The organism is Neobacillus ginsengisoli (assembly GCF_030813055.1).
The window spans coordinates 296,541-323,420 of sequence record NZ_JAUSTW010000001.1 but is presented as its reverse complement, the minus strand read 5'-3'; the positions used below and the strand labels follow the sequence as shown (position 1 = coordinate 323,420).

The following is a 26,880-nucleotide window of genomic DNA, read 5'->3' as shown; positions in this document are numbered from 1 at the left end:
AGGAAAACCTTCCCACTTCTACTGTCCTTTATCTTTGTCATACAACATCCTCACCATATCTGCAAATAATGAATTCACACCGCCCTCATTATCCGATACATCCAAATTAACTGCTACAAGCGCATATTTTGGATTTTTGTATGGAAAATAACCGGCGAACCATTTATTATAGAACTGCTTTCCATTCATATACTTTCCTGTTTCTGCTGTACCTGATTTTCCTGCAACATCATAAGGAAGGTTCTGAAACCATTTTCCTGTCCCATTCGGATTTAGGACCACTTCCCTTAGTAGTTTTTGCAGCTTCATTGCCGTATATGGTGAAATTGAATCACCCTTTATTTCCTCCTCAGGGAAATTCACCATAGTTGTACCGTTTTTATACTCAATTTTCGAGGCTACTCTAACCATTTCTTTTTTTCCGCCTCTTGCAATCGCGGCCATCATATTGGCTACTGCTAAAGGGGTAGCACGGACCTCATGCTGTCCAATTCCGGACATCCCTGCATAATTAGGATCCTTTCTTGCATCATCGGTTAAAAATATTCTACCTATCTCTTCATCAGCAATTTGTTTGAAGTCGCTGGTATGATAAACATTCCCTTGCCAGCCTACCGGCCCGGTTAATGACAACTTTGCAGCATATTTTTCTAAAAGATGAGGGTCCATTTTTTGGAGATCTTTTGCAAGCTCACCGAAAGTACGATTGCAGCTTCTTGCAAAGCTATCAGTAAAATTCAGCATGCCATAATTATATTTCAATTCAGGATCTCCATTTATTTTTTTGCTGCAATCAAAAAGACGTGATGAACTATCAAGACTATAATCAATTGCCGCGGCAGCTACCACGGTTTTAAAAACGGAACCCATGATTTGCTGTTTTACCATCTCATTTGTAATTCCACCGTTATAGGGGTTATTCTTATTAATCTTTGGACGTGATGCAGACGCTAAGACACTATTGTCCTCAATATTAAGGAGGACCAGTCCGCCTTTACTTACATGATATTGATCAACTAAATCCTCTGCTTTTTGCTGCAGGTCTTTATCTATCGTTGTTCGTACATTGACCGGATAAAACGGATTTGCCGGGTCAACATACCTGACATTAATACCAAACAATGGCGCTCCATCCCCGTCAACATGATAAACAAGCTTTGATTTACCCTCGGGAAGCAGAAATTCATCAAAGCTTTCCTCAAGTCCTGATACGCCGATTAATGTTTGTTCCGAAAGGTCTTTATTTGAATAGCGTCTTTTTAATTCTTGCGGATTTTCACCAGTTAAACCAATTACCTGCTCAGCAGGAACCGTTGAACGTTCATATTTCTTTTCAATAGCAAAGACACCGGGTATCTTTAACGCATTTATTCTTTCCATCTGAGAAGCTGTCAGCTCTAGAGGATTCGGATCACCATAAGCAAAAGGCTTTTTGGCGTTTTCAACGGCTTGCTTTAGAAATTTACCGGGAATCCCGGCTATTGAGGAAACTTTGTTAATGCTCCATTCCATTTTTTTTAAAAAGGGAAAAAGAACCAGTACAGGTACCTTTTTATGTGTGAGCATATTGCCATTTCGATCAAGAAAATTCCCTCTGCCATTATCAATGACCACTTCCTGTGTTCTTTGATGAACACTTTCCTCCAATAAATTAATATTGTGCTTAGAAAAGGTCTTTGTTTCAAATAACTGAATTTGCATTAGTCTTACTAAAAGCAAGATATAGCAGGTTATACAGATAATTAGCCATCCTATTGCGCGCCTTTTCAACATAAAAAAACACCTCGTCAAAAGTTTTGACGAGGTTTTGCTTTTTTAACCTTGATAACGCTTCAATTACTTTATAGTAACGATTCTGACGCTCATTTCACCGCCGGGTGTTTGAACGGATACTTGGTCGCCAACTTTTTTACCTAATAAGCTTTTTGCAATTGGAGAATCGTTCGAAATTTTCCCTTCAAACGGATCTGCCTCGGCACTTCCGACAATGGTATACGTTTCTTCTTCACCATCAGGTAGTTCAACAAAAGTAACCGATCTTCCTAATGCTACTGAATCACTTGTCATTTCACTTTCTTCAATAATCTTAGCATTACGAATCATATTTTCCAGTGTAGTAATACGTCCCTCAACAAAAGCTTGTTCTTCTTTTGCAGAATCGTACTCTGAGTTTTCCGATAAATCACCGAAGCTTCTGGCAATTTTAATTCTTTCAACAACTTCTTTCCGTTTAACGGATTTTAAGTATTCAAGCTCCTGTACAAGTTTGTCTTTACCTGCCTGTGTCATTGGAAATACTTTTTCTGCAGCCAAAACTCTCACTCCTTCTAGTCTTCACAATCCCCCAAAGAATCGTGTATGTAGGTATGTAGGTACTATGCCACTCTCACAAATGCATAGGAGCGCGTCCTAGTATATAAGGGCGCGCGGGTAAAAATATTTATCCATTATGGACTAAATTAGGTTATCTTTTGCTATTGTTTCATAAAATTGACTTTTGTTCAAGAATTGTTTGAATTTTTGTGACCATTAAATCGATCGCAACATGGTTATGCCCGCCTTCAGGGATTATGATATCTGCATAGCGCTTGGTTGGTTCGATAAATTGGTTATGCATTGGACGGACAACATTCACATATTGTTCAATCACTGAATCCATTGTCCGGCCACGGTCTTTAATATCACGCAATAATCGACGGATGATTCTTAGGTCTGCATCCGTGTCTACGTATAATTTAATGTCCATTAAATTTCTAAGGCGCTCATCTTCAAGAACAAGTATTCCTTCTAAAATAATAACATCTTTCGGTTCGACTGGAATGATTTTTTCTGACCTAGTGTGCAGTGAATAATCATAAACCGGTTTCGCAATCGATTCAAACCGTAATAGTTTTTCAATATGTTCAATAAGTAAATCATTATCAAAGGCAAGCGGATGATCATAATTCGTTTTGAGACGCTCCTCAAATGGCAAATCGCTTTGATCTTTATAATAATAATCCTGTTCAATCATTAAAATGGAATGTCCCTTAAAGCTATCATAAATTGCTTTTGTAACACTGGTCTTTCCGGAGCCGGAGCCGCCGGTTACACCAATAACAACCGGTTTGCGCATCAACCTAGTTCTCCTTTCGCATCATGTTGTTAGGGTAAACCGGTTTGTCCAATTTAAATTGTACAATTTGAAGTGGATGTCTTGCTGCGTCCAGTTCATTACCTTTTTCATCCCATATCTTTTCAATCACATGAGTAAAGTTTTGAATTTCCGGTCCGAAGAATTCTACTTCTTCTCCCGGTTTAAAATGGTTTCGCTGCTGCAGGGTAACCATCTGTGTCTCAGCATTATAATCTAACACAAGACCAACAAATTCAAACTTTGTCTTCTTGCTATGATTACCAAACATTTGCTCTTTATACCCGGGCACACCTTCAAAAAATGCCGGTGCTGTTTCACGGTTCGCACACTTGTCCAGTTCTTCCAACCATTCACGCTTAATAACGAAGTTATCGGGGTCGGCACAATAGGCATCAATAACCTTACGATAAACACTAACCACGGTAGCGATATAATGTATAGACTTCATTCTGCCTTCAATTTTTAAGCTATCAATTCCTAGCTCAATCATTTGCGGAATCGCTTGAATTAAATTAAGATCCTTCGGGCTCATGGCGAAAGGAGCATCATTTTCTTCGAACAAAGGCAGCTCTGTTTCATTGCCTTCCAATTTATAAAGGTCATAATCCCAGCGGCATGATTGGCAGCAGCCGCCGCGGTTAGAATCCCTTGCTGTCATATGATTACTTAATGTACAGCGTCCGGAATACGCGATACACATGGCACCATGGATAAAGGTTTCAATCTCAATATCCACCTTTTCCTTCATTTCCTTAATCTCTTCCGCACTTGTTTCACGGGCTAGAACCACACGCTCCAACCCTTCCTCTTTCCAAAATTGGACAGCTTTCCAGTTAGAAAGGGATTGCTGCGTACTTAAATGGATTTCTATTTCCGGAGCCACCTTACGGCAAGTTTCAATAATTAACGGGTCAGCGACAATAATTCCTGCTACACCGGCCTCTTTTAATCCAAGAAGATATTCCTCTAAGCCCTCAATATTTTCATTGTGGGCATAAATATTCGTTGTAACGTAAATATTAGCACCATATTTCTTGGCAAACTCTACGCCTTCTTTCATTTCTTCAAACGTAAAATTATCGGCGTTTGAGCGAAGGCCATATTCTTGACCGCCGAGAAATACGGCATCTGCCCCATATTGAACAGCAATTTTCAATTTTTCAAGATTACCGGCCGGAGCAAGAAGTTCCGGCTTCTTCACAATTACACGCTTTCCATCGATAATTTTAGAAATTTTATCTTTAACTGCACTCACGATTAGCTACCTCCTTTTCTAAAATTGATATTAATAGACCGTTTCCTTGAAAAAGAAACCTGTATCCAGTTGACGGCTTTTCGGCTGAATTTCCTCGATTGATGATAATAACGCATCTTTTTTGTCCTCATAGAGGTCCGGATCTTCGAAATACAAGTCGATAGCCTCTTTGTATGCTTTTGTTACGGCAAGAATGTATTCAGGACTTTTCAATATCCCATCAATTTTAAAAGAGTCGACACCGGCTTCTAACATCTCCTGCAGTTCATCGATTATACAAATATCATTCGGGCTCATGATGTGCGTTCCGTTTTCATCTTCAAAAATCGGATATTTATTACCACGTTCCTTATCATGTAAAAACATATTTTCCTGCATTTTACGATTCTCAATTTCCATTACTTTTCCTTGATACTCGTAATAATTGCCGAGAAGAGATCGTTTGGATTGAAACATGCAGCTCATTCCGTGTACCAGTACTTCAATTTCAACTTCAGCATTCTCTTTCATTTCAACGATTGAATCCATATTAATTTCACGGGCAAGTACAGCTCTTTTTGCTCCTTTTCTTCCCCAATAGTTACAAGTGTACCAGTTGGTTCCTGTTGTTTCTGTACTCCAATGAAGTTTCATCGAAGGTGCCGTTTCCCTTGCAACCATTAAAACAGCAGGGTCACCAAAAATAATTGCATCTGCAGATGTCTCTACTGCAAAACGAATATATTCACTTAATTCTTCAATTTTCTCATTATGAAATATAGCATTCATGGCTAGATAAACTTTTTTCCCTTTTGAGTGAGCTAGTTCTACAGCTTTTTGCACTTCTTTTCGGTTAAATTCACCCGCGAGCCGTAAACCATAACGCTGTTCACCTACAACAAACGCGTCTGCACCTGCTTCAGAGAGCGGCAATATATCATCAATAGTAAGTGGTGTTACTAATAGTTCAGGTTTTTTCATTTGACTTCACCTCTTTTTTTGCTAATCGCAACCCCATCCCCTACAGGCAGGATTACTGAATAATAATCAGGATGTGACATTAACCAATGGTTAAATTCATCTATTTTTTTCACAAGATTGCGGATTCTCTTGGATTCAACCTCAGTTTCGGCCACTAAACCCTTAAATAAAACATTGTCCGTAATAATGATTCCATCCTCATGAAGATACTTTGAATAAATCTCGAAGAATTTTTTATATTGACCTTTAGCTGCGTCAACAAAAATAACGTCATAGAGTGCGTGTACACCTACGGACTCTTCTACTTCGAGTGCATCACCCTTGATCAGGGTAATTTGATCACTGATTCCGGATCGGTTGATAAAATCCTCCGCTTGCCGCAAACGGTCCTCGTCCCTTTCAATCGTTACAATCCTCGCATCGGGTAAAGCATAGGCCATTCTTAATGCTGAATACCCAATCGCAGTTCCCACCTCAAGAATATTTTTCGAATGATGGATCCGCAGTAATTGAAGCATCGTTTCAATTCCCGCCAACTCCATAATTGGAACATTATGATTTTTTGCGTATTCCTCCATTTCCATAAGCAATGGATTGCGTTCGGAAATAAGACCTTCAATATAAGAATGCAGCTTCTCATTTAACAAGCTGCGCTCACCTCTAATCTATATAAATGATCTTTAGACATGAAAAAATAGCGTTCACAGAAAACTTACGGCTCACCCGAAATCGGATTCCAAGTGAATTCGTTTAGGCAGGAAATGCCTCCAAGTAACTAACTGTGAGTAACGCTATAGATTATTTATTAAACACTTGAATTATTTTATCACAAAAAAAGGAGGAATGCTAACAATCCTCCTTTAGACTCTTTTATTTTTTATTGGAAATAAACTTTGCTTTTTCCTGGTTATGTTCTTCAAGTGTTTTGGTAAAAATGATGCTTCCATCAGGTGCCGCAAGAAAATAAAGATAATCCGTGTTATCTGGATTTAACGCAGCTTCAATTGAAACCTTCCCTGCATTTGAAATCGGGCCAGGAGGGAGCCCAGTATTTTTGTAAGTATTATAGGGTGAGTTCACTTCTAAATCCTGGTATAAAACTCTCTCTTTATGCTTCCCTTCCGCATAAAGAACAGTAGGGTCCGTTTGCAATGGCATTCCCTTTTTCAGGCGATTAAAGAAAACACTTGAAATCTTTTTCCTGTCAGCTTTTGCAGTTGCCTCTTCCTCGATTAATGAAGCCATGGTTAATAATTGATGAACTGAGAGATGTTTGTCCTTACTTTCTTGTGAATAATCAGCTAAAACTGTTTGTGTTTTATCAAGCATCGCCGTAACCATTTCTTCCACAGTTGGATTCGGTTTATAAAAAGAATAGGTGGCAGGGAATAAATACCCTTCTAATGGGTACTTTACTTTGCTATTCATAATCTCACTTGTTAATAAATCGGGATATTTAACCATTAGCTTATTAATTAATGCCTTGTCATTTAGTCCTTTAAATATTTCATCATCTGTTTTCTTTGTAGCCTTTGCCATAATATGAGCAATTTCCTGTAATTGCTGTCCTTCAGGTATGATTATTTTAAATGCCGCTTTTTGCAGGACTTTACCGGTTTTCAAGCGATTAAGGATTTCAGGGATATCCATTGAAGGACTTAATTCGTATTCACCTGCCATAAAACCGCCTTCATTTTTTAATTTTACATAGTATTTAAAAACTTTTGCGTTTTTAATAATTCCCTCTGCTTCTAATTTTTCGCCAATTCCTGCTACCGAGAATCCGATTGGAATATCTACCTTTTTGACTACTTTACTTTTTGGATCAACCGGTTTCAGTGAAGAGTGAATGTATAGATATCCCGCGCCGCCAATTAGGGCGATCAATAAAATAATGACCAGTGAGATTATCATGACTATTTTCCTAACAATCTTCGCTTCACCTTGATGTTCCAGTAATTTTTGCCGAATAATATCTTTATTATTTTCTTTTCCGTCTGTTGCCATTGAACTCCCCCTCATTTTGACCAGTGAAAACTAAAATACATCTTTCACGAATATTCATTATTATTTGTAAATAATTATAATATACGCATCATAATTATTTCAGCATAAGGCGTGAAAAATGTCAATTTATCCAGTAATTTGACGTTTTTTGCGGTGAATAATAGCATAAACAAAAAAAGAACCGGCCATTTAAAGACCGGTTCTTCTATATTTCTGTTCTATTCTTCGGCGTCTTGTTCTTCCAGGAAGGTATTGAGCATCTCTTCAATCATATCCCATTCCTCGTCTGTTTCGATCGGCATTAATTCGCCATCTTCACCGTCTTCAGTTGGAATAAAGGAAGAGGCATGAATTTCAATATCATCTGAATCGTCCTCTTCTGCACCTACCGGATAATACAAAACATATGACTTTTTAAATTCCTCTGAATCAAATGTGAAGAGCACTTCACATAATTGTTCATTGCCATCTTCATCTACGACTGTAATATTATTTTCTCCGTGATCCATTTTTTCACCTCATTAATTTTTGCTATCAAGATAGCCTTGCAGTATCATCACTGCAGCCATTTTATCAATGACTTTTTTCCGTTTTTTTCTGCTCACATCTGCTTCCAGCAAAACACGCTCCGCTGCCATTGTTGTTAAGCGCTCATCCCATAAAACGGTCGGAACTTCGTATTGTCTTTCGATTTCACTGGCAAATTTCTGACTTGCTTCACCACGCGGTCCAATTGTACCGTTCATATTTTTGGGCAACCCGATGACAACTTGGCTAACTTGATACTCTTTTATTAATTGACCAATTTCATCAAAACCAAACTCCTGCTTTTCTTCATTGATTTTGAGAGTTTTAAGGCCCTGGGCAGTCCATCCCAGTTCATCGCTTAGAGCAACACCAACTGTCTTAGAGCCTACATCCAATCCCAATATGCGCATTCCTTAACCCTCTCGTTGTTTTTTTAGATAGGATTTAACCAACTCTTCAATAATTTCATCCCGTTCAAGCTTCCGGATAATATTGCGTGCATCCCGATGTCTTGGGATATATGCTGGGTCTCCGGACAATAGGTAACCTACAATTTGATTGATAGGATTATATCCTTTTTCCAGCAAGGCTTCATAAACTTGAAAAAGAACATCATTTACATCATGTTCAAAAGGCTCTTCAGGAAAATTAAATCGCATCGTTTTATCGAATGAGCTCATTTCATGCACCTCGCATTTTTTTAGAGGAGAGAATTGTATTAGTTACCTACATTTTACACTACTTTGTACTATTATCAAATGGATTTTACCCACTCATCGACGAATTGAATGGCTGAATCAAGTTTTTCAGGATCTTTACCGCCGGCTTGTGCCATATCCGGACGACCGCCTCCGCCGCCTCCGCAAATAGCAGCTGCTTCTTTAACAAGTTTCCCTGCATGGAAGCCTTTGTCATTTAAATCCTTTGTAACAGCAGCGATTAAGTTTACTTTTCCTTCATTCGCACTGCCCAGTAAAATGACGGCTGAACCAAGCTTTTGCTTTAGATCGTCAGCCATGTTCCGCAGGTTATTCATATCGGCAGCTTGAACCTTAGCAGCTAAAACAGTTACGCCATCAATTTCCTTGGCTTTAGAAACGAGGTTGCCTGCTTCGATATTTCCGAGTTTGGTAGCTAGGGATTCGTTTTCACGCTGAAGCTGCTTAATTTCGCCGGTTAACCCGTCGATTCGGCTAAGGATATCTTTAGGATTGGTTTTCAGTCTTTCGGCTGCATCTTTTAAAAGGGCAACTTGTTCATTTAATAACCGGTATGCCGATTCACCTGTTACCGCTTCGATCCTTCGCGTTCCTGCTCCAATTCCACCTTCAGACACAATCTTAAATAGACCAATCACAGATGTATTCGGAACATGACAGCCGCCGCAAAGCTCAAGGCTATAATCCCCAACCCTAACCACGCGGACAATATCGCCATATTTTTCACCAAAGAGAGCCATTGCTCCCATTGCTTTTGCTTCGGCAATTGGTTTCAAATTGATATCGACTTCAATGTTTTTCCAAATTTTTTCGTTAACGATTTTTTCAATTTGATCCAGTTCTTCAGGCTTCACTTGGCCAAAATGAGAGAAATCAAACCGTAATCGATCCGGGTCAACTAGGGAACCGGCTTGATTGACGTGATTCCCAAGGACATCTTTTAATGCTTGATGGAGAAGATGGGTAGCGGTATGATTTTTGATAATTTTCACCCGATTTTCTCCGTCAATTGTTGCATTCACTTTTTGGTTGGTTTTAAGAGTTCCGGTTTTAACAATTGCTTTGTGAAGATTTTGTCCATTTGGAGCTTTTTGTACATCCTTAACGGAAACAGTTACGCCATCCCCCTCTAAATTACCACGGTCAGCGATTTGGCCGCCGCTTTCTGCATAAAATGGTGTCACATCAAGTATAAGCTGTACTTCCTCACCATTTACTGCTTCATCTGTAAGTTCACCATTTTTAATAATGGCTAACACAGTTGAACTTGTCTCAAGCAGGTCATAACCAACAAATACGCTTTCAACTTTCAGATCGCCGAGCACTCCGCCTTGCACCTGCATGGAATCAACATCTTGACGTGCTGCACGGGCACGCTCACGCTGCTGCTCCATTTCTGTTTCAAAACCGGAATGATCAATTTTCATGCCCTCTTCGCCTGCGTATTCTTCCGTTAATTCAACAGGGAATCCGTAAGTGTCATAAAGGCGGAATACATCAGCTCCGGTGATGATATCGCTGCCTTTTTCCTTTTCCTTTTTAATAACACTGGCCAAAATTGCTAAACCTTCATGAAGAGTTTCGTGGAAACGCTCTTCCTCATTCTTAATTACTTTTTGAACAAAATCAGATTTTTCTTTTACCTCAGGATAAAAGTCATGCATGATTTCCCCTACTACCGGGACTAGCTCATACATAAACGGACGATTAATGTTGATCTGCTTTGCATACCGTACAGCTCGTCGAAGCAAACGGCGTAAAACATATCCGCGGCCTTCGTTTGAAGGAAGCGCCCCGTCGCCTACAGCAAAAGCAACCGTACGAATATGGTCAGCAATAACTTTAAACGCAATATCCTGTTCTTTGTCTACACCGTATTTTACTCCTGAAATTTCTTCCGTTGCCCGAATGGTCGGCATAAATAAATCAGTATCAAAGTTGGTAGGGACATTTTGAACAACAGATGCCATTCGCTCTAATCCCATACCAGTATCAATGTTTTTCTTTGGCAGCGGAGTATAAGTGCCATCAGGATTATGATTAAATTGTGAAAATACTAGGTTCCATACCTCAAGGTAACGATCATTTTCACCGCCGGGATATAGTTCCGGATCTTTTGGATCATCTCCATATTCTTGTCCGCGGTCATAGAAAATTTCTGTGTTTGGGCCGCTTGGTCCTTCTCCGATATCCCAAAAATTCCCTTCAAGACGAATTATACGTTCCTCAGGAATTCCAATCGTTTTATTCCAAATTTCAAATGCTTCATGGTCTTCCGGATGAATTGTAACAGATAATAATTCTTTTTCAAAACCAATCCATTTATCGTCCGTTAAAAACTCCCATGCCCATTCAATTGCCTCTTCTTTGAAATAATCACCGATGGAAAAGTTCCCAAGCATCTCAAAGAATGTATGATGGCGGGCTGTTTTTCCTACATTTTCGATGTCGTTTGTCCGGATCGATTTCTGTGCATTCGTTATTCTTGGATTATCTGGTATCACGCGGCCATCGAAATACTTCTTTAATGTTGCAACACCGCTATTAATCCACAGCAAGGACGGGTCATCATGAGGAACGAGTGATGCACTTGGTTCAACTGCATGGCCTTTTTCTTTAAAAAAATCTAAAAACATTCTTCGAATTTGAGATCCGGTTAAATTTTTCATTTGGATAAACCTCCTTTATATTTAAAAAAGAACACAAAAAAGCCCTCATCCCTATTGCAGGGACGAGAGCTAACTCGCGGTACCACCCTGATTATGAATACAAAAACTGTATTCATCTCTCAAAAATGCCTTAACGCGGCAAATACGGCAGTGATTAGCTGCACTCGGGATTAGCTTTCTGTTATCCTTCATCTAAAGCTTCTTTCACCCTGGGAAGCTCCTCTCTTCTGCGCAAATGCGCTACAGATGGTCTATAACATACTTAGGTCCTTCAACATTTTCAGATACATATTCTATAAGACGAATTATAGCCATCGATGAATTGTTTGTCAATCAATCATGATGACGGGTCCTTCGACCTGTTTTGAATAAAATGATTTTTGGCGTGAATGATCCCCACTTTAACAACAACCAGGGCCGGCACTGCAAAAATGAGTCCTAAAATCCCTCCGATTTCACCCCCGGCTGTGATAGCAAACATAATAAGCAGCGGATGCATATGCAGACTCTTTCCAACAATATAAGGCGATAAAATATTGCCTTCGAGAAATTGGATAACGATAATAATTACCACAGTAATTACCACTAATTTTACTGAAACTGTGGCAGCGATAATGACTGCCGGAACAGCTCCGATAATCGGCCCGAAATATGGAATGACATCAGTAACCCCCACAATAAAGCCTAAAATTAATGGGTACCTTAAATGAAAAATCCAAAAGAAAAGAGCCGAAATTATTCCGATAAGCACACAAACAAGGAGCTGTCCCCTTATGTAACTCCCTAACGACACGTCCACATCCCTTAAAAACCGAGATCCCTGCTGTCTCCACTGTTTAGGTGTTAAATACCATACTCCTCTTTTTATCACATGAAAATCCTTTAACATATAAAAGGCAATAAACGGAATAATCATGATAATTAATGCTGAATTTAAAAATTTTAATAATACTGCTACCATTATCGTTAATAGGGAGTCCAGCTTTTTTTCAAAGGCATCGATGCCATCATTCATTTTTCCTTGAAGGCCATCCGGCCATGTCCTCGTATGGGATTGAATCGTGTCAATCCAGCTCCGGTATTGGTCGGCAAAGATGGGTGCACTTTCAGAAAGATCCTTCAATTGATCAATAAATATCGGGATTCCTTTATATAAAGCATATCCGCTGCCGCCAAAAAAAAGAAGATAAATCAAAAATATTGCTAGCCCCCGATGCATTCCTTTTTCATGCAGCTTTTCAACAATGGGATGAAGCAAATAAGTGATGAAGCCTGAAATGAAAAAAGGAAGAAGAATGGCTGCTAACACCTCTAAAATCGGCATCCATACATATCGAATTTTAAAAAAGACATAAACGGCGATTAATAAAAGGAGCAAGAAACCGATGCGATAATACCATTTTAAACGAATATCCAACGTCAATGCCTCCTTTTATGTGTTATTTTTAGAGACATGTGGTGGAATTATACATTCCGTACAAAAAGAGGCTGACTTTTGTCAGCCTCTTACCATTTAAAATATCGCTCGTTTTATTGTCCGTTGAACTCGTTTCATATTGCGGGCCGACATCAAATTATTTCTTTGTGCAACATTATATGCTGCCATTCCTGCACCAAAAGCAATAACAGTGGTCATCATTTTATTCATACGTTTCACCTCTTCGAATTATTTAAAGGGTGTAACGACGCTCTTCTTCTTCAAACAAGTCATCTAAGGAGCTTAGTGACCCGTCTTCTTCCACTTGATGGGTATTGATGATGCCTTTGGAAATCGTTAGCTCAATAAAACAATTCCAGCAATAATATTGGTTTATACCAATTTTGCCGATATCCTTGCTCTGACAATTGGGACACTTTAACACAAAAAGACACCTCACGTTTTGTTTACTAATCAGAATTTATACCAATAAATTCTGAAAGCATAAATTCAACAACGCTTTATGAGCCGCCCTTTAAGGGCTCGTTAGTCAGCGAGTTTTCATTTACGTCTACGATGATGGCATCCTTTCCGATCGCTGGGGGCTTCTCGGATTCAATAACTTGTTTCCCTTCTTTAATATCCGAAAAGAAACCATCCGTAATTTCGTACCCTACGATTGTGCCCAATTCTTCCTGAAAATATACATCTTTTAACAAGCCAAGTGAATCTCCACTCTTCGATAACATCATAATCCCATCTAAGGAATGTTGATGTGTCAATGTATATTCCGGAATTGTTTTCAGCTTTTCCAAATGCATGATATCCTCAATCATAACCCCATCCCAACCGAAAGAAGCCACTTTTTGAATGTCGAGAAAAAAGGTTTGTTTGAAGAAAACGCCTTTTTTTACCAATAGACCTTTTACCGTACCATTGCCCGTAATGCATAGATCCGTTATTTCACCAATTTTTGTACCGGTCTTTGTTTCAAAAACCGGCTGCCCTTTTAATAAAGAAAATGTCCGCAAAGAGTATCCCACCTCCCGTGAACATTTATAGTTTCAGTCAATTAACATAAAATCATAAGGTGTAACCTTTTCCATTCCTACCAATGGGTCTACCTGCATTAATTCTTCCTCTAATAATAAATCTTGGGTAGATTTTTCGGTTTCATGGTTGGGTATCGAAATTGATATTGTCTCTTTAAGCTTTTGGCAAAGAGTCGTTTGTCTATTTTGCTCATCTGCACGTTCGATGCCCATTCTAAATGCATCTTCTTCACCGCATAAAATCAAAAACTGCTTGCTTCTCGTGATCGCTGTATAAATCAAATTTCTTCTTAACATTCGATAATAGCTTCTTGTTATTGGCAAAATAACGATTGGAAATTCACTTCCTTGCGATTTATGTACGGAGCAACAATAGGCATGAGTAATTTGATTTAAGTCCTGTCTAGTGTAGGTCACTTCATTCCCTTCGAAGGAAATCAGGATCATATCTTGTTTTTCCGTATTTTCCTTCGCATAAAAAATTGAAATAATTTCACCGATATCACCATTAAATACGTTGCTTTCCGGCTGATTCACAAGTTGAAGCACCTTGTCACCAATTCGATATTTCACATCACCAAATGTAATCTCTTTTCTTGTCCCATCAGGATTAGGGTTAAATATTTCTTGCAATAATACATTTAAGCGGTCGATTCCTGCAGGGCCTTTATACATCGGGGCCAGCACTTGGATATCTTTTGCAGAATAACCTTTATTTTTCGCATTAAGGGCGACTTTTTCAACTACTTGAGAAATTTGTGCGGATGAACATTTGATAAACGACCGGTCAGGTTTCTGTTGGGATACATTTGCCGGTAAGTAACCTTTTTTAATATCATGGGCAAGCTCGATAATGGAAGAACCTTCAGCCTGACGATAAATATCAGATAATCTTACAGTCGGTATCCGTTCGGAATTCAATAAGTCTTTTAAAACCTGACCGGGACCGACAGATGGCAATTGGTCTTCATCACCAACGAGAATTACTTGAATATTTTCGGGAAGCGCTTTGAAAAGCTGATTGGCCAGCCATATATCAAGCATCGATGTTTCATCTACGATGAGAATTTTTCCTTCGAGCGGACTCGTCTCGTCATGGTCAAAGCCTTCGGTTCCGTTGAAACCAAGTAAACGGTGGATCGTCACTGCAGGTAATCCTGTTGATTCGCTCATCCTTTTAGCAGCTCTTCCTGTTGGAGCCGCCAGCAAAAATGGAAAGGGCTCTTCCTTTTTTTGATAATCCTTCGGCTCTAATGAACAGCCATGCAATTCAGCATAGAGCTCGACTATCCCTTTTATAACCGTGGTTTTCCCCGTTCCGGGTCCCCCTGTTAAAATCAGCATTGGCGACATAAGGGCCGTTTGAATTGCTTCTTTTTGCGTTGGCGCATATTGGACCTTAAGCCTTTCCTCTAAGTCACCTAAAACAAGCAAGAACTCAGATTCAGGAAATTGGTCCGTGTACTCGGTTTGCTCAAGAACTCGATTAATACTCGAAACAAGCCCTTTTTCCGCATAGTACAAGGAAGGCAGGTAAACGCGTTTCTCTTCGCCAATCAATTTACCCTCTTCTTCAAGCTTAATGACCTCATTGGATATATCTAAAAATTCAATGAGGTCGCGCTTGTTCTCTTCTAATAGGTTTTTCACCTGCTCCAGTAGGTCTTTAGCCTGTATGAAGACATGCCCGGTTTGCATGCTTTCATTTTCAAGTGTATAAAGACACGCGGCTTTGATTCGGTCAGGGTGATTTCCAGAGATCCCCAGCTGATACCCCAGCTCATCTGCCCTGCCAAAACCGATTCCTTCAATATCTTCAACAAGCTGATACGGATTTTTTTGAATAATATCCAGGGTTTGCTCTTTATAAGCCTGATAAATCCGCATCGAGATTTGCGGACCAAAGCCGTACTGATTTAAGGCCACCATGACCTGTTCTAAACCTTGATGCTCCATGAGAGTATCATAAAGTAATTTAGCCTTTTCAGGAGGAAGCTTGGGAATAGAATCAAGTAATGACGGTTGATTAAGAATTTTTGATATCGCGTTTTCACCTATTGTTTCCACGATATTTTCGGCAGTCTTCTTGCCTATTCCTTTAAAAATTTCACTTGATAAATAAGCCGCAACGCCTTGTTTTGTTTGTGGTATATCCTTGCGAAAATGCTTTGTTTGAAATTGCATTCCGAATTTAGGATGGTCCTTAAATTCCCCGAAAAAGATATAGGTTTCCTGCTCATGAATTTTCGGAAAATAACCGGTAATCACCGCTTCCTTGTCCTCATATGGATCATTTGTTTCGTCTACCCGTATTCTTAAAACCGTGTAAAGGTTTTGCTCATTATGAAAGATCGTTACAATCGGTCTGCCCTTTACAAATTTCCCCTGCTCGGCAAATAAATCAAGTGAGTCTTGCTTGTCCATTTCCTGCCCCTCCCCCCGGATTTTATAAGATGATTAGTTAGCGTTCTCGATTAATTTTTTTCCGTATCCTGCCAGAACATGATCCGGTTGAATTTCAAGCGCTTTTTCAAACATGGCTAATGCCTTAGAGGGATTTTCTTTAAATCCATAGGCAACGCCTAAATTATAATAGGCATCTGAATGCTTGGAATCGAGCTCGATACATTTTTCAAATTGAACAATCGATTCATCGATTAAGTCTAATTGTGCAAGACACAATCCATATTGAAACCGTGCCTCCGGGTCCTTTTCATTTATCTCAACACTTCTTTGTAAATAGGGAAGTGCGAATTTTACCTGATCAAGCTGAACAAGTGTCAGTCCCAACATAAAGTAATTGTCACTTGTTTGCAGACCTTTTTTCATTGCTGTTTCAAACATATTTTTCGCTTCATCAAAACGGTCGCTGCTGAAATAGAGATTTCCGGCACTGTAATAAGCTGCTGCCGCGTTTTCATCAATTTCGATTGCTTTTTGGTAAAATTTCAATGCTTTTTCATCATCGCCAACTGCTGAGAGAACATTGCCGAAATTAATATAGGCAACAGGGTCTTTCGGGTTTTCTTCAATCGCCTCATTAAAGGCCTTCGCCGCTTCTTCCCAGTTGCCTTCTTGCATGTATTTTACACCTAATTGGTTTTTATCCATTATTGTCAACTCCATCCTAAATGGAAGTATATCATATTTCGTTTTTCACTTTAAGATAAGAAAAGAGCAAGTGCCCCGTTTAGCGGCGTATGGACTGGAGCACACCGTATGAGATAAAGGAAACACGAAGAGCGTAAGCCTTTTCGATGTTGACTTATCGTAAGGAGGTGAGGGAAGTACACTAGCCGCTGGGCGCAGGAGCTAGACAATTCTCAAAGTCAAAAATTTATACTTTCTTATTCTTTAAGATAAAAATCCCCGACTCCGGGAATAGGAGTCAGGGATTATTTTAACCAACATACGTTAAACGTTGGTTATTTTTATACACTTCGTCAATTGTTCCGCCGCCGAGACATTCATCCCCATTATAAAAAACAACGGCTTGTCCCGGTGTAACGGCCCGAATTGGTTCGTGAAATGTTACCTTCGCTTTATTGCCTTCTAAAAGACTAACGGTCACTTTATGGTCTTCCTGACGGTAACGGAATTTTGCCGTACATTCAAATTCAGCCGGCTTTTCACGATTCGATACCCAGCTGATGCTATCAGCAATTATGGAATCAGAGTAAAGTTTTTCATTATGGAACCCTTGTCCAACATAAAGAACATTTTTATCCAAATCCTTACCAATTGCAAACCAAGGATCTCCGGAACCGCCGATACCTAGTCCATGGCGTTGACCAATCGTATGATACATCAAGCCTTCGTGTTTGCCTTTAATTTCACCCTCCAGTGTTTCCATGTTTCCTGGCTGCGCCGGGAGGTATTGACCTAAGAACTCTTTAAAATTCCGTTCCCCGATAAAACAAATACCCGTACTATCTTTTTTCGTTGCTGTTGCAAGATTCGCTTCCTTGGCAATCTCACGGACCCTTGATTTTTCAAGATTTCCAATAGGAAACTTTACTTTTTCGAGCTGCTCTTGTGTTAATTGGTTCAAGAAATACGTTTGGTCTTTATTTTCATCAAGACCGCGGAGCATTTTGTATTCTCCGTCCCTAAACTCAACTTGTGCATAGTGTCCTGTTGCAAGATAGTCGGCACCTAAATTCATCGCATGTTCTAAAAAGGCCTTAAATTTAATTTCTTTATTACACATAACATCTGGATTAGGTGTACGTCCCGCCTTATATTCTTCTAAAAAATAAGTAAAGACCTTATCCCAATATTGTTTTTCGAAATTAACGGCGTAATAAGGAATGCCGATTTGATTACAAACACGAATGACATCGTTATAATCTTCCGTAGCGGTACAAACACCAAAATCATTCGTATCGTCCCAGTTTTTCATAAAGATGCCGATAACATCATACCCTTGCTGCTTTAATAATAGAGCAGCAACAGAGGAATCGACTCCACCGGACATCCCGACGACAACTCTTGTATTTTTCGGATCTTTTCTTTCCAACGATTTTCACCTCTCTTTACCATAACTATGGCAGTGCATTTATTTTTTCAGACGCAAAACAATCTTAGCCGTCTCTTCAGCAGCTTTTACAATTTGTTCCTTTGTCGTGTTGTAGCCGAAGCTGAAACGAATCGAATTGATTAACCGTTCTGATTCTTTTCCAAACATTGCAACTAGGACATGGGAAGGTTCGATTGAGCCTGCTGTACATGCAGACCCGCTTGATACCGCAATTCCTGCCAAATCAAGGTTGACAAGCATTGATTCCACATTTGTCCCGGGAAAGCTTAAGTTTAATACATGCGGCATCGAAAATTCAAGCGATCCGTTTAGCTGGAATTCAACATGGTATTCAGTTAACTTTTTCATAAATAAGTCTTTGAATTCTCCAAATCGCTCTCTTTTTGCAGTCCGCTCCTCACCTGCGATTATTACCGCTTCGCGGAACCCCGCAATCGAAGCAACATTTTCTGTCCCAGCCCGTCTTTTTCTTTCTTGGTCCCCGCCGAATGATCGGGGGATGATTTTTACGCCTTCACGATTATAAAGAAAGCCTGTGCCTTTCGGACCATTAAGTTTATGAGCAGTGACCGACAATAAATCGATGCAGCTTTCATTGACATCAATTTTTTCCACCCCATATGCCTGTACAGCATCTGTATGGAAGAGAGCTTGATGGTCTTTTAAAAGCATTCCTATTTCCGAAATCGGCTGTATCGTGCCTACTTCGTTGTTGCCATACATGATCGATACCAAAATGGTATCATCCCTTAGAGCATCACGAAAGTCCATTATCGAGATACGGCCGGTTTCATCAACCGGCAAATAGGTAACCTCATAGCCTATTTTTTCTAATCGCTGACATGCGTGTAGTACTGCATGATGTTCTACTTGTGTTGAAATAATATGCTTTCCATTATGCTGATAACTTTCCGCTGCACCAAAAAGAGCCATATTATCTGCTTCGGTTCCACCGCTTGTTATAATAATCTCGCTTTCCTTAGCTCCAATACTGTGAGCTAAAGTTTCCCGCGCAAGATCGATTTGATGTCTTGAATCCCTGCCAAAAGCATGGATGCTTGAAGGATTTCCGAAAGTAGAATTCATTACTTCCATCATTTTTTCAATAACTTTTGGATGCATCGGTGTTGTCGCTGCATGGTCAAGATAGATTCGTTCCATAGTATCACCTTCAATCAAAATAGTTCTCTATTGGCTAATCAGAATTTATATCCATAAATTCTGAACGCATAAGTGCAACTACGCCTCATGAACCGCCTAACGGCTAGCTAATCGGCAAGTATTCTTTATTAATTTTGACATTAAATATAAAACATATAAGCGTCTGATTCACCGTCTTCACTATGACTGGCTAAATCTTCGAGTGTTGTATTATCAAGAACATTCTTTATTGCATCGCGAATTCGAATCCAAAGCTCCCGTTTAGCCGGTTCTTCGTCCTCAATACCCTCGACAGGGGTAATCGGTCCTTCTAAGACACGAATTACATCCCCGGCTGTAATTTTTGAAGGAATATCTGTGAGAACATAGCCGCCATAAGCTCCCCTGATGCTTTTTACTAATCCCGCATTTCTTAATGGGGCAATTAATTGTTCCAGGTAATGCTCAGATAATTCATTTGCCTGGGCTATTGCTTTTAATGAAATAGGACCTTCACCATGCTTTTTTGCAAGCTCGATCATAATAGTAAGACCATAACGCCCCTTTGTCGAAATTTTCATTTCCGTACACCTCATTATTTATTCATTATTTATATTAATACAAAATCCACAGTAATTTGATAGGCATTAAATATTATAACACATTGTTCTTTAATATGCTTTTTAGAGGGAAAATGTTAAGGTGTAGGTAATACTATTTATTTTTTAGTTTAATTGGAGAGATGAATAATGCCACAAAAGCCTCTAGCATTTCGAATGCGTCCGAGAACAATTGAAGAGGTCGTTGGACAGCAGCATCTTGTTGCTGATGATAAAATTATTGCCAGAATGGTAAAAGCCAAGCAACTGACTTCAATGATATTGTACGGTCCGCCCGGCATTGGCAAAACGTCGATTGCCAGCGCGATTGCAGGAAGTACGAAATATGCTTTTCGCACACTGAACGCCGTAACAAATAATAAAAAAGATATGGAAATTGTTGCAGCTGAGGCGAAAATGTCCGGGAAGGTGGTTCTGCTCCTGGATGAGGTACATCGTCTGGATAAAGGAAAACAAGATTTCCTTCTGCCCTACTTGGAAAACGGAATGATCACGTTAATTGGAGCAACCACCGCCAATCCTTATCATGCCATTAATCCCGCCATACGCAGCCGCTGTCAAATTTTCGAGCTGAAGCCATTAACTCCTGATGAAATGAAAATCGCATTAACCAAAGCCCTTGAAGATGAAGAACGCGGCTTAGGAATGTTACATGTTAAGGTTTCAGAGGAGGCAATGCAACATTTTGCCAATGCATCAAATGGAGATGTAAGAAGTTCGCTTAATGCTCTGGAATTAGCGGTACTTTCAACAGATAAAGATGATGATAATGTCATTCATATTGATTTATCAACTGCCGAAGAATGCTTACAAAAGAAAAGCATCGTGGCTGACAAGGATGGGGATGCACATTATGATGTTCTTTCAGCCTTCCAAAAATCGATTCGCGGAAGTGATGTGAATGCAGCACTCCATTATCTCGGAAGATTGATAGAGGCCGGTGACCTTATCAGCATAAGCAGAAGGTTACTTGTAATCGCCTATGAAGATGTGGGCTTAGCCAATCCTCAGGCAGGTGCACGTACATTAGCCGCAATTGAAGCAGCAGAAAGATTTGGCTTTCCGGAGGCAAGAATTCCATTAGCGAATGCCGTAATTGAGTTATGCTTATCGCCAAAATCGAACTCCGCCATTTTAGCGATTGAAGCAGCGCTTTCAGATATTCAAAAAGGAGTCACCGGTGAAGTTCCCGACCATTTACGCGACGCCCATTATAAAGGGGCAAAAGAGTTGGGAAGAGGAATTGGCTATTTATATCCGCACAATTATGAAACAGGCTGGGTGTCGCAGCAATATTTACCGAATAGAATTAAAAACAAACAATATTATCAACCCAAAAAGACTGGTAAATTTGAACAAGCACTTGCGACAGTTTATGAAAGGCTTTCGAAAAAAATTAAAGGATGACTCATAAGGGCGCTACCCTTAAAAGTCATCCTTTTTTTACAGCGCCACCCAGCAACTTTTAATAATTATTTAAGATATTTATAAGGGGATTTTTAATTTTTCATGTTCAACTTAATATAAAAAAAACTGTAGTGAAAGGGAGCCTCTTACGGTGGATCGTCCAAATAATAAATCTGATATTTTATATTTTTTTACCATACTGATTTTGTTGGTAATGGCTGCATTTAATCTTTTTGATCGATTAGGATATTTTCCTATTTACAGCTGGGATGAGGCGAGGCACGGTGTAAGTGCCTATGAAATGATAAAAAACAATAACTATATTGTTAATACATACCGAGATAAAATCGATTATTGGAATCTAAAACCATTGCTTAGTTTTTGGGCAATTATCGCAGGTTACAAAATAGCTGGTTTTAATGCACTTGGATTGAGACTATTCTCAGCAATTTTTGCTATGTTAACGATTATTATGGTGACTGTTTTCGTCTGCAAAAAATATGGAAAAGTTGCTTCCATCATATCCATGGTAGTATTGTCGACTTGTACACAATTTTTAATTAATCATAGTGCAAGAACCGGGGATGCAGATTCACTTTTTGTATTCCTCTTTACAATAGCCAATCTATCTTTATTATTATGGAATAAAAATATTAAATGGTTATATGTTTCTGGACTGGCGTTTGCTTTTGCATTTTTAACAAAAAGCTGGCATTCAGGAAATATTGCAATCATTATGGTTTTATATCTCTTTTTCACCGGTAAATATAAACAGCTCTCTTTTAAAAACTGGTTTTTTTTAGGTATGTGCATGTTTTTGCCTATTCTTATTTGGGGAGTCTTTCGATACCAGTATGATGGTCTTAAATTTTTTAAAGAAATGATACTGTATGATTTATTACAAAGGTCATCCACGACGATTGAGGGTCACGTTGGGGGAGTACTTTATTATGTATCCATTTTACTCAGGTTTTTCAGCTTTTGGATTATGATCTTATGCCCATTAGTTTTACTTTTTTTTCTTAAAAGAAATTTTTCAATTAAAAAATTAATATCTTCTAAGAAGAAGAACGACATGATTGGTGTTTGTTTATGGGTGTTGGTACCTTTCCTCCTTTTTACCGTTGCGAAAACCAAAATAAGATGGTATATTTTGCCGGTATATCCTGCTTTATCAATCATCGTCGGAGCTCTTGCAAGTAAATTTTTAATGAAGGGAAAGTGGATTCCGAGAGTCATTCTTATCCTATCGATACTTTTTGTTTCAGTAAATTATGAATGGGACATTGACAAATATTTAAGTCATCCATTACCGGATTTAAAGCAGAGCTTAATTGAAAAAATAACGAAAAAGACAGAAACAAAAGGCGACAGTTTATATATTTACCATCCATCAAGCACTGCAAATTGGCTTCAAAGTGAAGTTCTAACTGCAGAGTTAGCTGACGATTTACATGTTGAAAATGGAGGGTTAAATGAATTCTTAAAGGCTAAAAATGCACTGCTAATGATCCCGAAAAAATTGTGTAATGTTCAATTAATAAGCTCAAATCAGTTAAAGGTCATTACCTCAAATCAATGGGGGTATTTAGTTTATAAAAACAGTTAAAAAGGAGAAGATATAATTCAAGCTAATGGTTTCATAGTATGCATACAATCCTATTTTAGGAGGACAATATGTTTTTATCCTATCCAATTTTGGCAGCACTTTTAGGAATGCTGATTGCACAATTCGTAAAAATCCCTATTCACTTTTTAACCTCTGGTGAAATAAATTGGAAGTTGATGTTTAGCACAGGCGGAATGCCGAGTTCTCATACATCAACGATTATTTCATTGACTACAGCAATCGGATTGACTTCAGGATTTTATTCAAATGAGTTTGCCATTTGTGTTGTGGTTGCAGCGATTGTTATGCATGATGCTACAGGTGTTCGAAGACATGCAGGATATCATGCAGAAGTTTTAAATAATTTGCTAGTTGATTTCAATCGATTAATTGAAACCTTGAAAGACCCAAACTTAAAAAAAACGGAGTCCAGAGAAAAATTAAAAGAATTATTAGGGCACCAGCCAGCGGAAGTGTTCTTTGGAGCCATAACAGGCATCATAATAGGTGTTTTAACTTATTACTTCTATCCGTTTTACTAAAAATACCCCCCGGAGAAAATCCCGGGGGTATTTCTAGGCTGCTACATCCCTTTTTTTGAAAACAATGAAGGCAAAGAATTGGAAAATCAAAAAGTAAATAAATAGCATAAACACCGAGAAGGACAGGGTCATCCCATCAACCATTGGGGTGCCTTCGAAATATTGCATTAGGTCTGTATTTGCAAACAAGATGTACTTTGCCCAAGAGAACTTGAGAGATATCAGGTTAGTGATTTGTCCGCCAGTAAACATTAAAAATAGCGATAAGCCAATGGCAAGAGAGCTATTGCGGAAAACAGACGAAATCATAAAAGCCATAGTAGCAAGCATGATCATATTAATTGAGTTCAAGCCATAATAAATCATTAAATGGACAATCATATTTTGCTCGGTGACCTGACCGTTATAATAATTCAGATAAGAAGCAGCTTTTTCGGGCATTCCAAAAAGAATCGCACCAATTGCTGTTGAATAAACAAATAAAATGGCGAGCAAAAATAAAGCGAATAATAAGACGGTTAGATACTTGGAAATTAAGATCTTACTTCGGTTAATCGGCCGAATTAATAGTAGCTTAATCGTCCCCCAATTAAACTCACTTGCAACGATTCCTGCTGATATAATGATCGTAAACAACCCGGCTAATTGGATGAGTTGCGATGCATCGGTAACAAACTTCCAGACATTATAATTTTGTTCAGGCGGAATATGATGCTTTATACGATAATCATTAATTGCAATCGATTTTTGAAGATATTGCTTCTCCATTTTTGCACCGCTTGCTTCCACCTGTTTCTTTAATGCATCATTTTCCTGCTGGAGTGTTTGTTCCCACTTTGGATCTACAGCCGAATTTTTACCGCCCTCCTGATACTTAAGAAATGCACCCACAACGGAGGTCATTACAATAAGGATGGCAATCATCACATAGGTTCCCGGTCTTTTAAAAATTTTCATACATTCATTTTTGATTAAATTAAGCATGACGTACAACCTCCTTTTCTGATGTAACTTCAAGGAAGCGATCTTCTAATGTTTTGGCCGTTTCTTTTATCCCAAATACTTGAATTTCCGCTTCAACGAGCAATTTAACCAGATTCGGAATTTCTTCTTTTGGAAGCTCAGCAGAAATTCCATTTCGTGAACGGGTTGCATGAACACCCGGAAAATTATGCTGTAATAGCGCTAGTGCTTGCTCACTTGGGATAACCTCCAGTTCGTATGTGACCCCGGTCCCATGGACAAATTCTTGAACAAGCTGCACATCGATCAATCTTCCATTTTGGATGATTCCAATCCGATCACACATCATTTCCATTTCCGAAAGCAAATGGCTGGATACAATAACAGCCATATTTTTTTCTCTTGCAAGCAGTCGTAAATAATCGCGGATTTCTCTTATTCCTGCAGGGTCAAGACCATTCGTCGGTTCGTCTAATATCAACACCTCAGGATCATGTAAAAGGCATTGGGCTAAACCTAATCTTTGCCGCATTCCGAGTGAATAGGTTTTTACTTTGTCATAGATGCGGTCCGTTAATCCAACGAGTTCAACCGTTTCTTCGATTTTTCTCTTGGTAATTCCCTTTGACATCCTCGCATAATGAACAAGGTTTTGGTATCCGCTCAAAAATTTATACATTTCAGGATTTTCTACAATGGCACCGACATGACCTACAGCTTCTTCAAACTTATTTTTTATACTAAAACCGCCAATGGTGATATCTCCATCAGTAATACCCATTAAACCGACAATCATCCGAATGGTGGTTGTTTTCCCTGCTCCGTTTGGACCCAAGAAACCAAAGACCTCTCCTTTATTCACTTGGAAGCTGATCTTGTCTATAATCGTTCTTCCTTTAATTACTTTGGAAACATCCTTCAATTCTACGATCGATTCCAATTTATTTCTCTCCCCTCTTTAATTAGATCGGCATTTCAATGACCCACTCAAGTTTACATTATTTTAGAAAATTTTCCCTTATTTTCTAACAAATTCATTGAATACCTCTCACAATAAAAGTATAGACATATTATTCCTTTACTAAAAACGACTTAAGAATTAACCTTTTCTAGGGCTGGAGGCTGAAAATAAAAAAACCCGAACAGTAAAGTTCAAGGTTTTTACAAGGCTAGTTTTCATCCGCAACTCGTTTGATTTTGATATCACTCAACAATTCTCTGACAACATAACTTGCCATAATTAAGCCGCATGCAGATGGAACGAAGGCATTGGAAGACGGCGGCATTTTCGCTTTCCGAATGGCAGCTTGGTCATTTCCTACTTCCTTCCGAACGTCTTCACGGATGACAATTGGGCTTTCATCAGAAAAGACAACGGGGATACCTTTGTGGATTCTTTCCTTACGGAGCTTGGTGCGGATAACCTTAGCAATTGGATCGGTATGTGTTTTCGAAATATCGGCAATTTTGAAACGCGTCGGATCCATTTTATTGGCGGCACCCATGCTTGAAATTATCGGTATATTGCGTTTTAAACATTCTTTCATCAGATGAATTTTATAAACAATGGTATCAGAAGCATCTACGACAAAATTCAAGTTATGGCTGAAAAACTCTTCATAAGTTTCTTCAGTATAAAACATTTTTAATGGGACAACTTCACAATCAGGGTTAATATCCTTAATCCGCTCTGTCATAATATCCACTTTTGGTTTGCCAACGGTGGATAGAAGCGCAACTAATTGACGATTCACGTTTGTAATATCAACATCGTCTTTATCTACTAAAACTAAGCGGCCAACACCGGAACGTGCCAGAGCTTCAGCTGCAAAGGATCCAACTCCCCCAATACCGAGAACAGCAACTGTGCTGTTTTTCATGATATCTAGGCCCTCTTTTCCTATTGCGAGTTCATTTCGGGAAAATTGATGCAACATTCTATTCACTCCAAAAAAATAATATTCGATTTGTTTTTTATTAGCTTTTACCCTAAAAAATATATCATACTTAGATATAAAAACAAGTATCACGATAGGAATTCTAATGAATTAAGACAAAAAATAGCCTCCTGCGTTTGCAGGAGACTATTTTTCTAAGAGTCCCAATTTGTGCCGTCGCTTTGGGTTCCTTCATTTTGATCCCGCACGCAGCAGGGGGGTGTCCTGTTTCCAATTTTGTAAGTCCCCTACTCCGAAAAGGATGGGGCATTTACGCAATCAGAAAACACCGGACTCCCGAAGAAATAATGTTCGGTCAAAATTTCAGGTGATACAACGTACACTTCAGGACTCTTATTTGATTATTTTTATGATAGCA

General features: G+C 38.9%; 26 protein-coding genes and 1 other RNA gene. 3 read left to right on the top strand and 24 right to left on the bottom strand.

Going from position 1 to position 26,880, the window contains the following annotated elements; all coding sequences use genetic code 11:
• Positions 1 to 18: 18 nt before the first annotated feature.
• From J2S10_RS01640 to cymR, 20 genes are all read right to left on the bottom strand, one after another.
• Entirely contained in the window at positions 19 to 1,773 is a 1,755-nt protein-coding gene (locus tag J2S10_RS01640) for a peptidoglycan D,D-transpeptidase FtsI family protein (RefSeq protein ID WP_307403977.1), read from the bottom strand.
• A gap of 63 nt (positions 1,774 to 1,836) precedes the next feature.
• Positions 1,837 to 2,313 carry a transcription elongation factor GreA gene (gene greA, locus J2S10_RS01635; RefSeq protein WP_307403976.1) on the bottom strand — a complete coding sequence of 159 codons (477 nt, stop codon included), beginning with the start codon at positions 2,311 to 2,313 and terminating at the stop codon, positions 1,837 to 1,839.
• A 169-nt stretch (positions 2,314 to 2,482) separates the two neighbouring features.
• On the bottom strand, positions 2,483 to 3,118 hold the full coding sequence (gene udk / locus J2S10_RS01630) for a uridine kinase (protein WP_307403975.1): 636 nt from the start codon (positions 3,116 to 3,118) through the stop codon (positions 2,483 to 2,485).
• 1 nt (position 3,119) lies between these two features.
• Positions 3,120 to 4,391 carry a peptidase U32 family protein gene (locus J2S10_RS01625; RefSeq protein ID WP_307403974.1) on the bottom strand — a complete coding sequence of 424 codons (1,272 nt, stop codon included), beginning with the start codon at positions 4,389 to 4,391 and terminating at the stop codon, positions 3,120 to 3,122.
• 30 nt (positions 4,392 to 4,421) lie between these two features.
• Positions 4,422 to 5,351: a peptidase U32 family protein gene (locus J2S10_RS01620; protein ID WP_307403973.1), complete on the bottom strand. Its 930-nt coding sequence runs from the start codon at positions 5,349 to 5,351 to the stop codon at positions 4,422 to 4,424.
• Positions 5,348 to 5,998 carry an O-methyltransferase gene (locus J2S10_RS01615; RefSeq protein WP_307403972.1) on the bottom strand — a complete coding sequence of 217 codons (651 nt, stop codon included), beginning with the start codon at positions 5,996 to 5,998 and terminating at the stop codon, positions 5,348 to 5,350. Before J2S10_RS01615 ends, J2S10_RS01620 begins: the two co-directional genes overlap by 4 nt.
• A gap of 223 nt (positions 5,999 to 6,221) precedes the next feature.
• Positions 6,222 to 7,358, bottom strand: a complete 1,137-nt coding sequence (mltG, locus tag J2S10_RS01610) for an endolytic transglycosylase MltG (protein WP_307403971.1) — start codon at positions 7,356 to 7,358, stop codon at positions 6,222 to 6,224.
• A gap of 218 nt (positions 7,359 to 7,576) precedes the next feature.
• Complete coding sequence (locus J2S10_RS01605; RefSeq protein WP_307403970.1) at positions 7,577 to 7,867, bottom strand: DUF1292 domain-containing protein; 291 nt, start codon at positions 7,865 to 7,867, stop codon at positions 7,577 to 7,579.
• Between the two features lie 12 nt (positions 7,868 to 7,879).
• Positions 7,880 to 8,296 (bottom strand): Holliday junction resolvase RuvX, encoded by a 417-nt coding sequence (gene ruvX / locus J2S10_RS01600; RefSeq protein WP_307403969.1) that lies wholly within the window; start codon positions 8,294 to 8,296, stop codon positions 7,880 to 7,882.
• 3 nt (positions 8,297 to 8,299) lie between these two features.
• Entirely contained in the window at positions 8,300 to 8,566 is a 267-nt protein-coding gene (locus J2S10_RS01595) for an IreB family regulatory phosphoprotein (RefSeq protein ID WP_307403968.1), read from the bottom strand.
• A 74-nt stretch (positions 8,567 to 8,640) separates the two neighbouring features.
• Positions 8,641 to 11,274, bottom strand: coding sequence for an alanine--tRNA ligase (alaS, locus tag J2S10_RS01590; RefSeq protein ID WP_307403967.1), 2,634 nt, complete (start codon positions 11,272 to 11,274; stop codon positions 8,641 to 8,643).
• 337 nt (positions 11,275 to 11,611) lie between these two features.
• The gene (locus J2S10_RS01585) at positions 11,612 to 12,691 is read right to left on the bottom strand and encodes an AI-2E family transporter (RefSeq protein WP_307403966.1); all 1,080 of its coding nucleotides are present in this window, start codon (positions 12,689 to 12,691) and stop codon (positions 11,612 to 11,614) included.
• Positions 12,692 to 12,787: 96 nt separating this feature from the next.
• On the bottom strand, positions 12,788 to 12,922 hold the full coding sequence (locus J2S10_RS01580) for a YrzQ family protein (protein WP_307403965.1): 135 nt from the start codon (positions 12,920 to 12,922) through the stop codon (positions 12,788 to 12,790).
• 22 nt (positions 12,923 to 12,944) lie between these two features.
• Positions 12,945 to 13,136, bottom strand: a complete 192-nt coding sequence (locus J2S10_RS01575) for a hypothetical protein (RefSeq protein WP_307403964.1) — start codon at positions 13,134 to 13,136, stop codon at positions 12,945 to 12,947.
• A gap of 76 nt (positions 13,137 to 13,212) precedes the next feature.
• The gene (locus tag J2S10_RS01570) at positions 13,213 to 13,722 is read right to left on the bottom strand and encodes a PRC-barrel domain-containing protein (protein WP_307403963.1); all 510 of its coding nucleotides are present in this window, start codon (positions 13,720 to 13,722) and stop codon (positions 13,213 to 13,215) included.
• A 33-nt stretch (positions 13,723 to 13,755) separates the two neighbouring features.
• On the bottom strand, positions 13,756 to 16,167 hold the full coding sequence (gene recD2 / locus J2S10_RS01565; RefSeq protein ID WP_307403962.1) for an SF1B family DNA helicase RecD2: 2,412 nt from the start codon (positions 16,165 to 16,167) through the stop codon (positions 13,756 to 13,758).
• 33 nt (positions 16,168 to 16,200) lie between these two features.
• The gene (locus J2S10_RS01560) at positions 16,201 to 16,854 is read right to left on the bottom strand and encodes a tetratricopeptide repeat protein (protein WP_307403961.1); all 654 of its coding nucleotides are present in this window, start codon (positions 16,852 to 16,854) and stop codon (positions 16,201 to 16,203) included.
• A gap of 289 nt (positions 16,855 to 17,143) precedes the next feature.
• Positions 17,144 to 18,262, bottom strand: coding sequence for a tRNA 2-thiouridine(34) synthase MnmA (gene mnmA / locus J2S10_RS01555; protein WP_307403960.1), 1,119 nt, complete (start codon positions 18,260 to 18,262; stop codon positions 17,144 to 17,146).
• 39 nt (positions 18,263 to 18,301) lie between these two features.
• The gene (locus J2S10_RS01550; RefSeq protein ID WP_307403959.1) at positions 18,302 to 19,444 is read right to left on the bottom strand and encodes a cysteine desulfurase family protein; all 1,143 of its coding nucleotides are present in this window, start codon (positions 19,442 to 19,444) and stop codon (positions 18,302 to 18,304) included.
• Between the two features lie 140 nt (positions 19,445 to 19,584).
• A complete protein-coding gene (gene cymR / locus J2S10_RS01545; RefSeq protein ID WP_307403958.1) occupies positions 19,585 to 20,004 on the bottom strand; it encodes a cysteine metabolism transcriptional regulator CymR in 420 nt (139 codons plus the stop codon).
• 168 nt (positions 20,005 to 20,172) lie between these two features.
• Between cymR and J2S10_RS01540 the strand changes: the two genes are divergently transcribed.
• From J2S10_RS01540 to J2S10_RS01530, 3 genes are all read left to right on the top strand, one after another.
• Positions 20,173 to 21,450: a replication-associated recombination protein A gene (locus tag J2S10_RS01540; protein WP_307403956.1), complete on the top strand. Its 1,278-nt coding sequence runs from the start codon at positions 20,173 to 20,175 to the stop codon at positions 21,448 to 21,450.
• A gap of 151 nt (positions 21,451 to 21,601) precedes the next feature.
• Positions 21,602 to 23,059: an ArnT family glycosyltransferase gene (locus J2S10_RS01535; RefSeq protein WP_307403954.1), complete on the top strand. Its 1,458-nt coding sequence runs from the start codon at positions 21,602 to 21,604 to the stop codon at positions 23,057 to 23,059.
• 68 nt (positions 23,060 to 23,127) lie between these two features.
• Complete coding sequence (locus tag J2S10_RS01530) at positions 23,128 to 23,601, top strand: divergent PAP2 family protein (RefSeq protein WP_307403952.1); 474 nt, start codon at positions 23,128 to 23,130, stop codon at positions 23,599 to 23,601.
• 33 nt (positions 23,602 to 23,634) lie between these two features.
• On the opposite strand, the gene J2S10_RS01525 is transcribed toward J2S10_RS01530, so the two are convergent.
• From J2S10_RS01525 to ssrS, 4 genes are all read right to left on the bottom strand, one after another.
• Positions 23,635 to 24,585, bottom strand: a complete 951-nt coding sequence (locus tag J2S10_RS01525; protein ID WP_307403950.1) for an ABC transporter permease — start codon at positions 24,583 to 24,585, stop codon at positions 23,635 to 23,637.
• Positions 24,578 to 25,504 (bottom strand): ABC transporter ATP-binding protein, encoded by a 927-nt coding sequence (locus tag J2S10_RS01520; RefSeq protein WP_307403949.1) that lies wholly within the window; start codon positions 25,502 to 25,504, stop codon positions 24,578 to 24,580. Before J2S10_RS01520 ends, J2S10_RS01525 begins: the two co-directional genes overlap by 8 nt.
• A gap of 229 nt (positions 25,505 to 25,733) precedes the next feature.
• Complete coding sequence (locus J2S10_RS01515) at positions 25,734 to 26,501, bottom strand: tRNA threonylcarbamoyladenosine dehydratase (protein ID WP_307403947.1); 768 nt, start codon at positions 26,499 to 26,501, stop codon at positions 25,734 to 25,736.
• Positions 26,502 to 26,658: 157 nt separating this feature from the next.
• A non-coding RNA gene (gene ssrS, locus J2S10_RS01510) (6S RNA) lies at positions 26,659 to 26,856 on the bottom strand.
• Positions 26,857 to 26,880 lie beyond the last annotated feature (24 nt).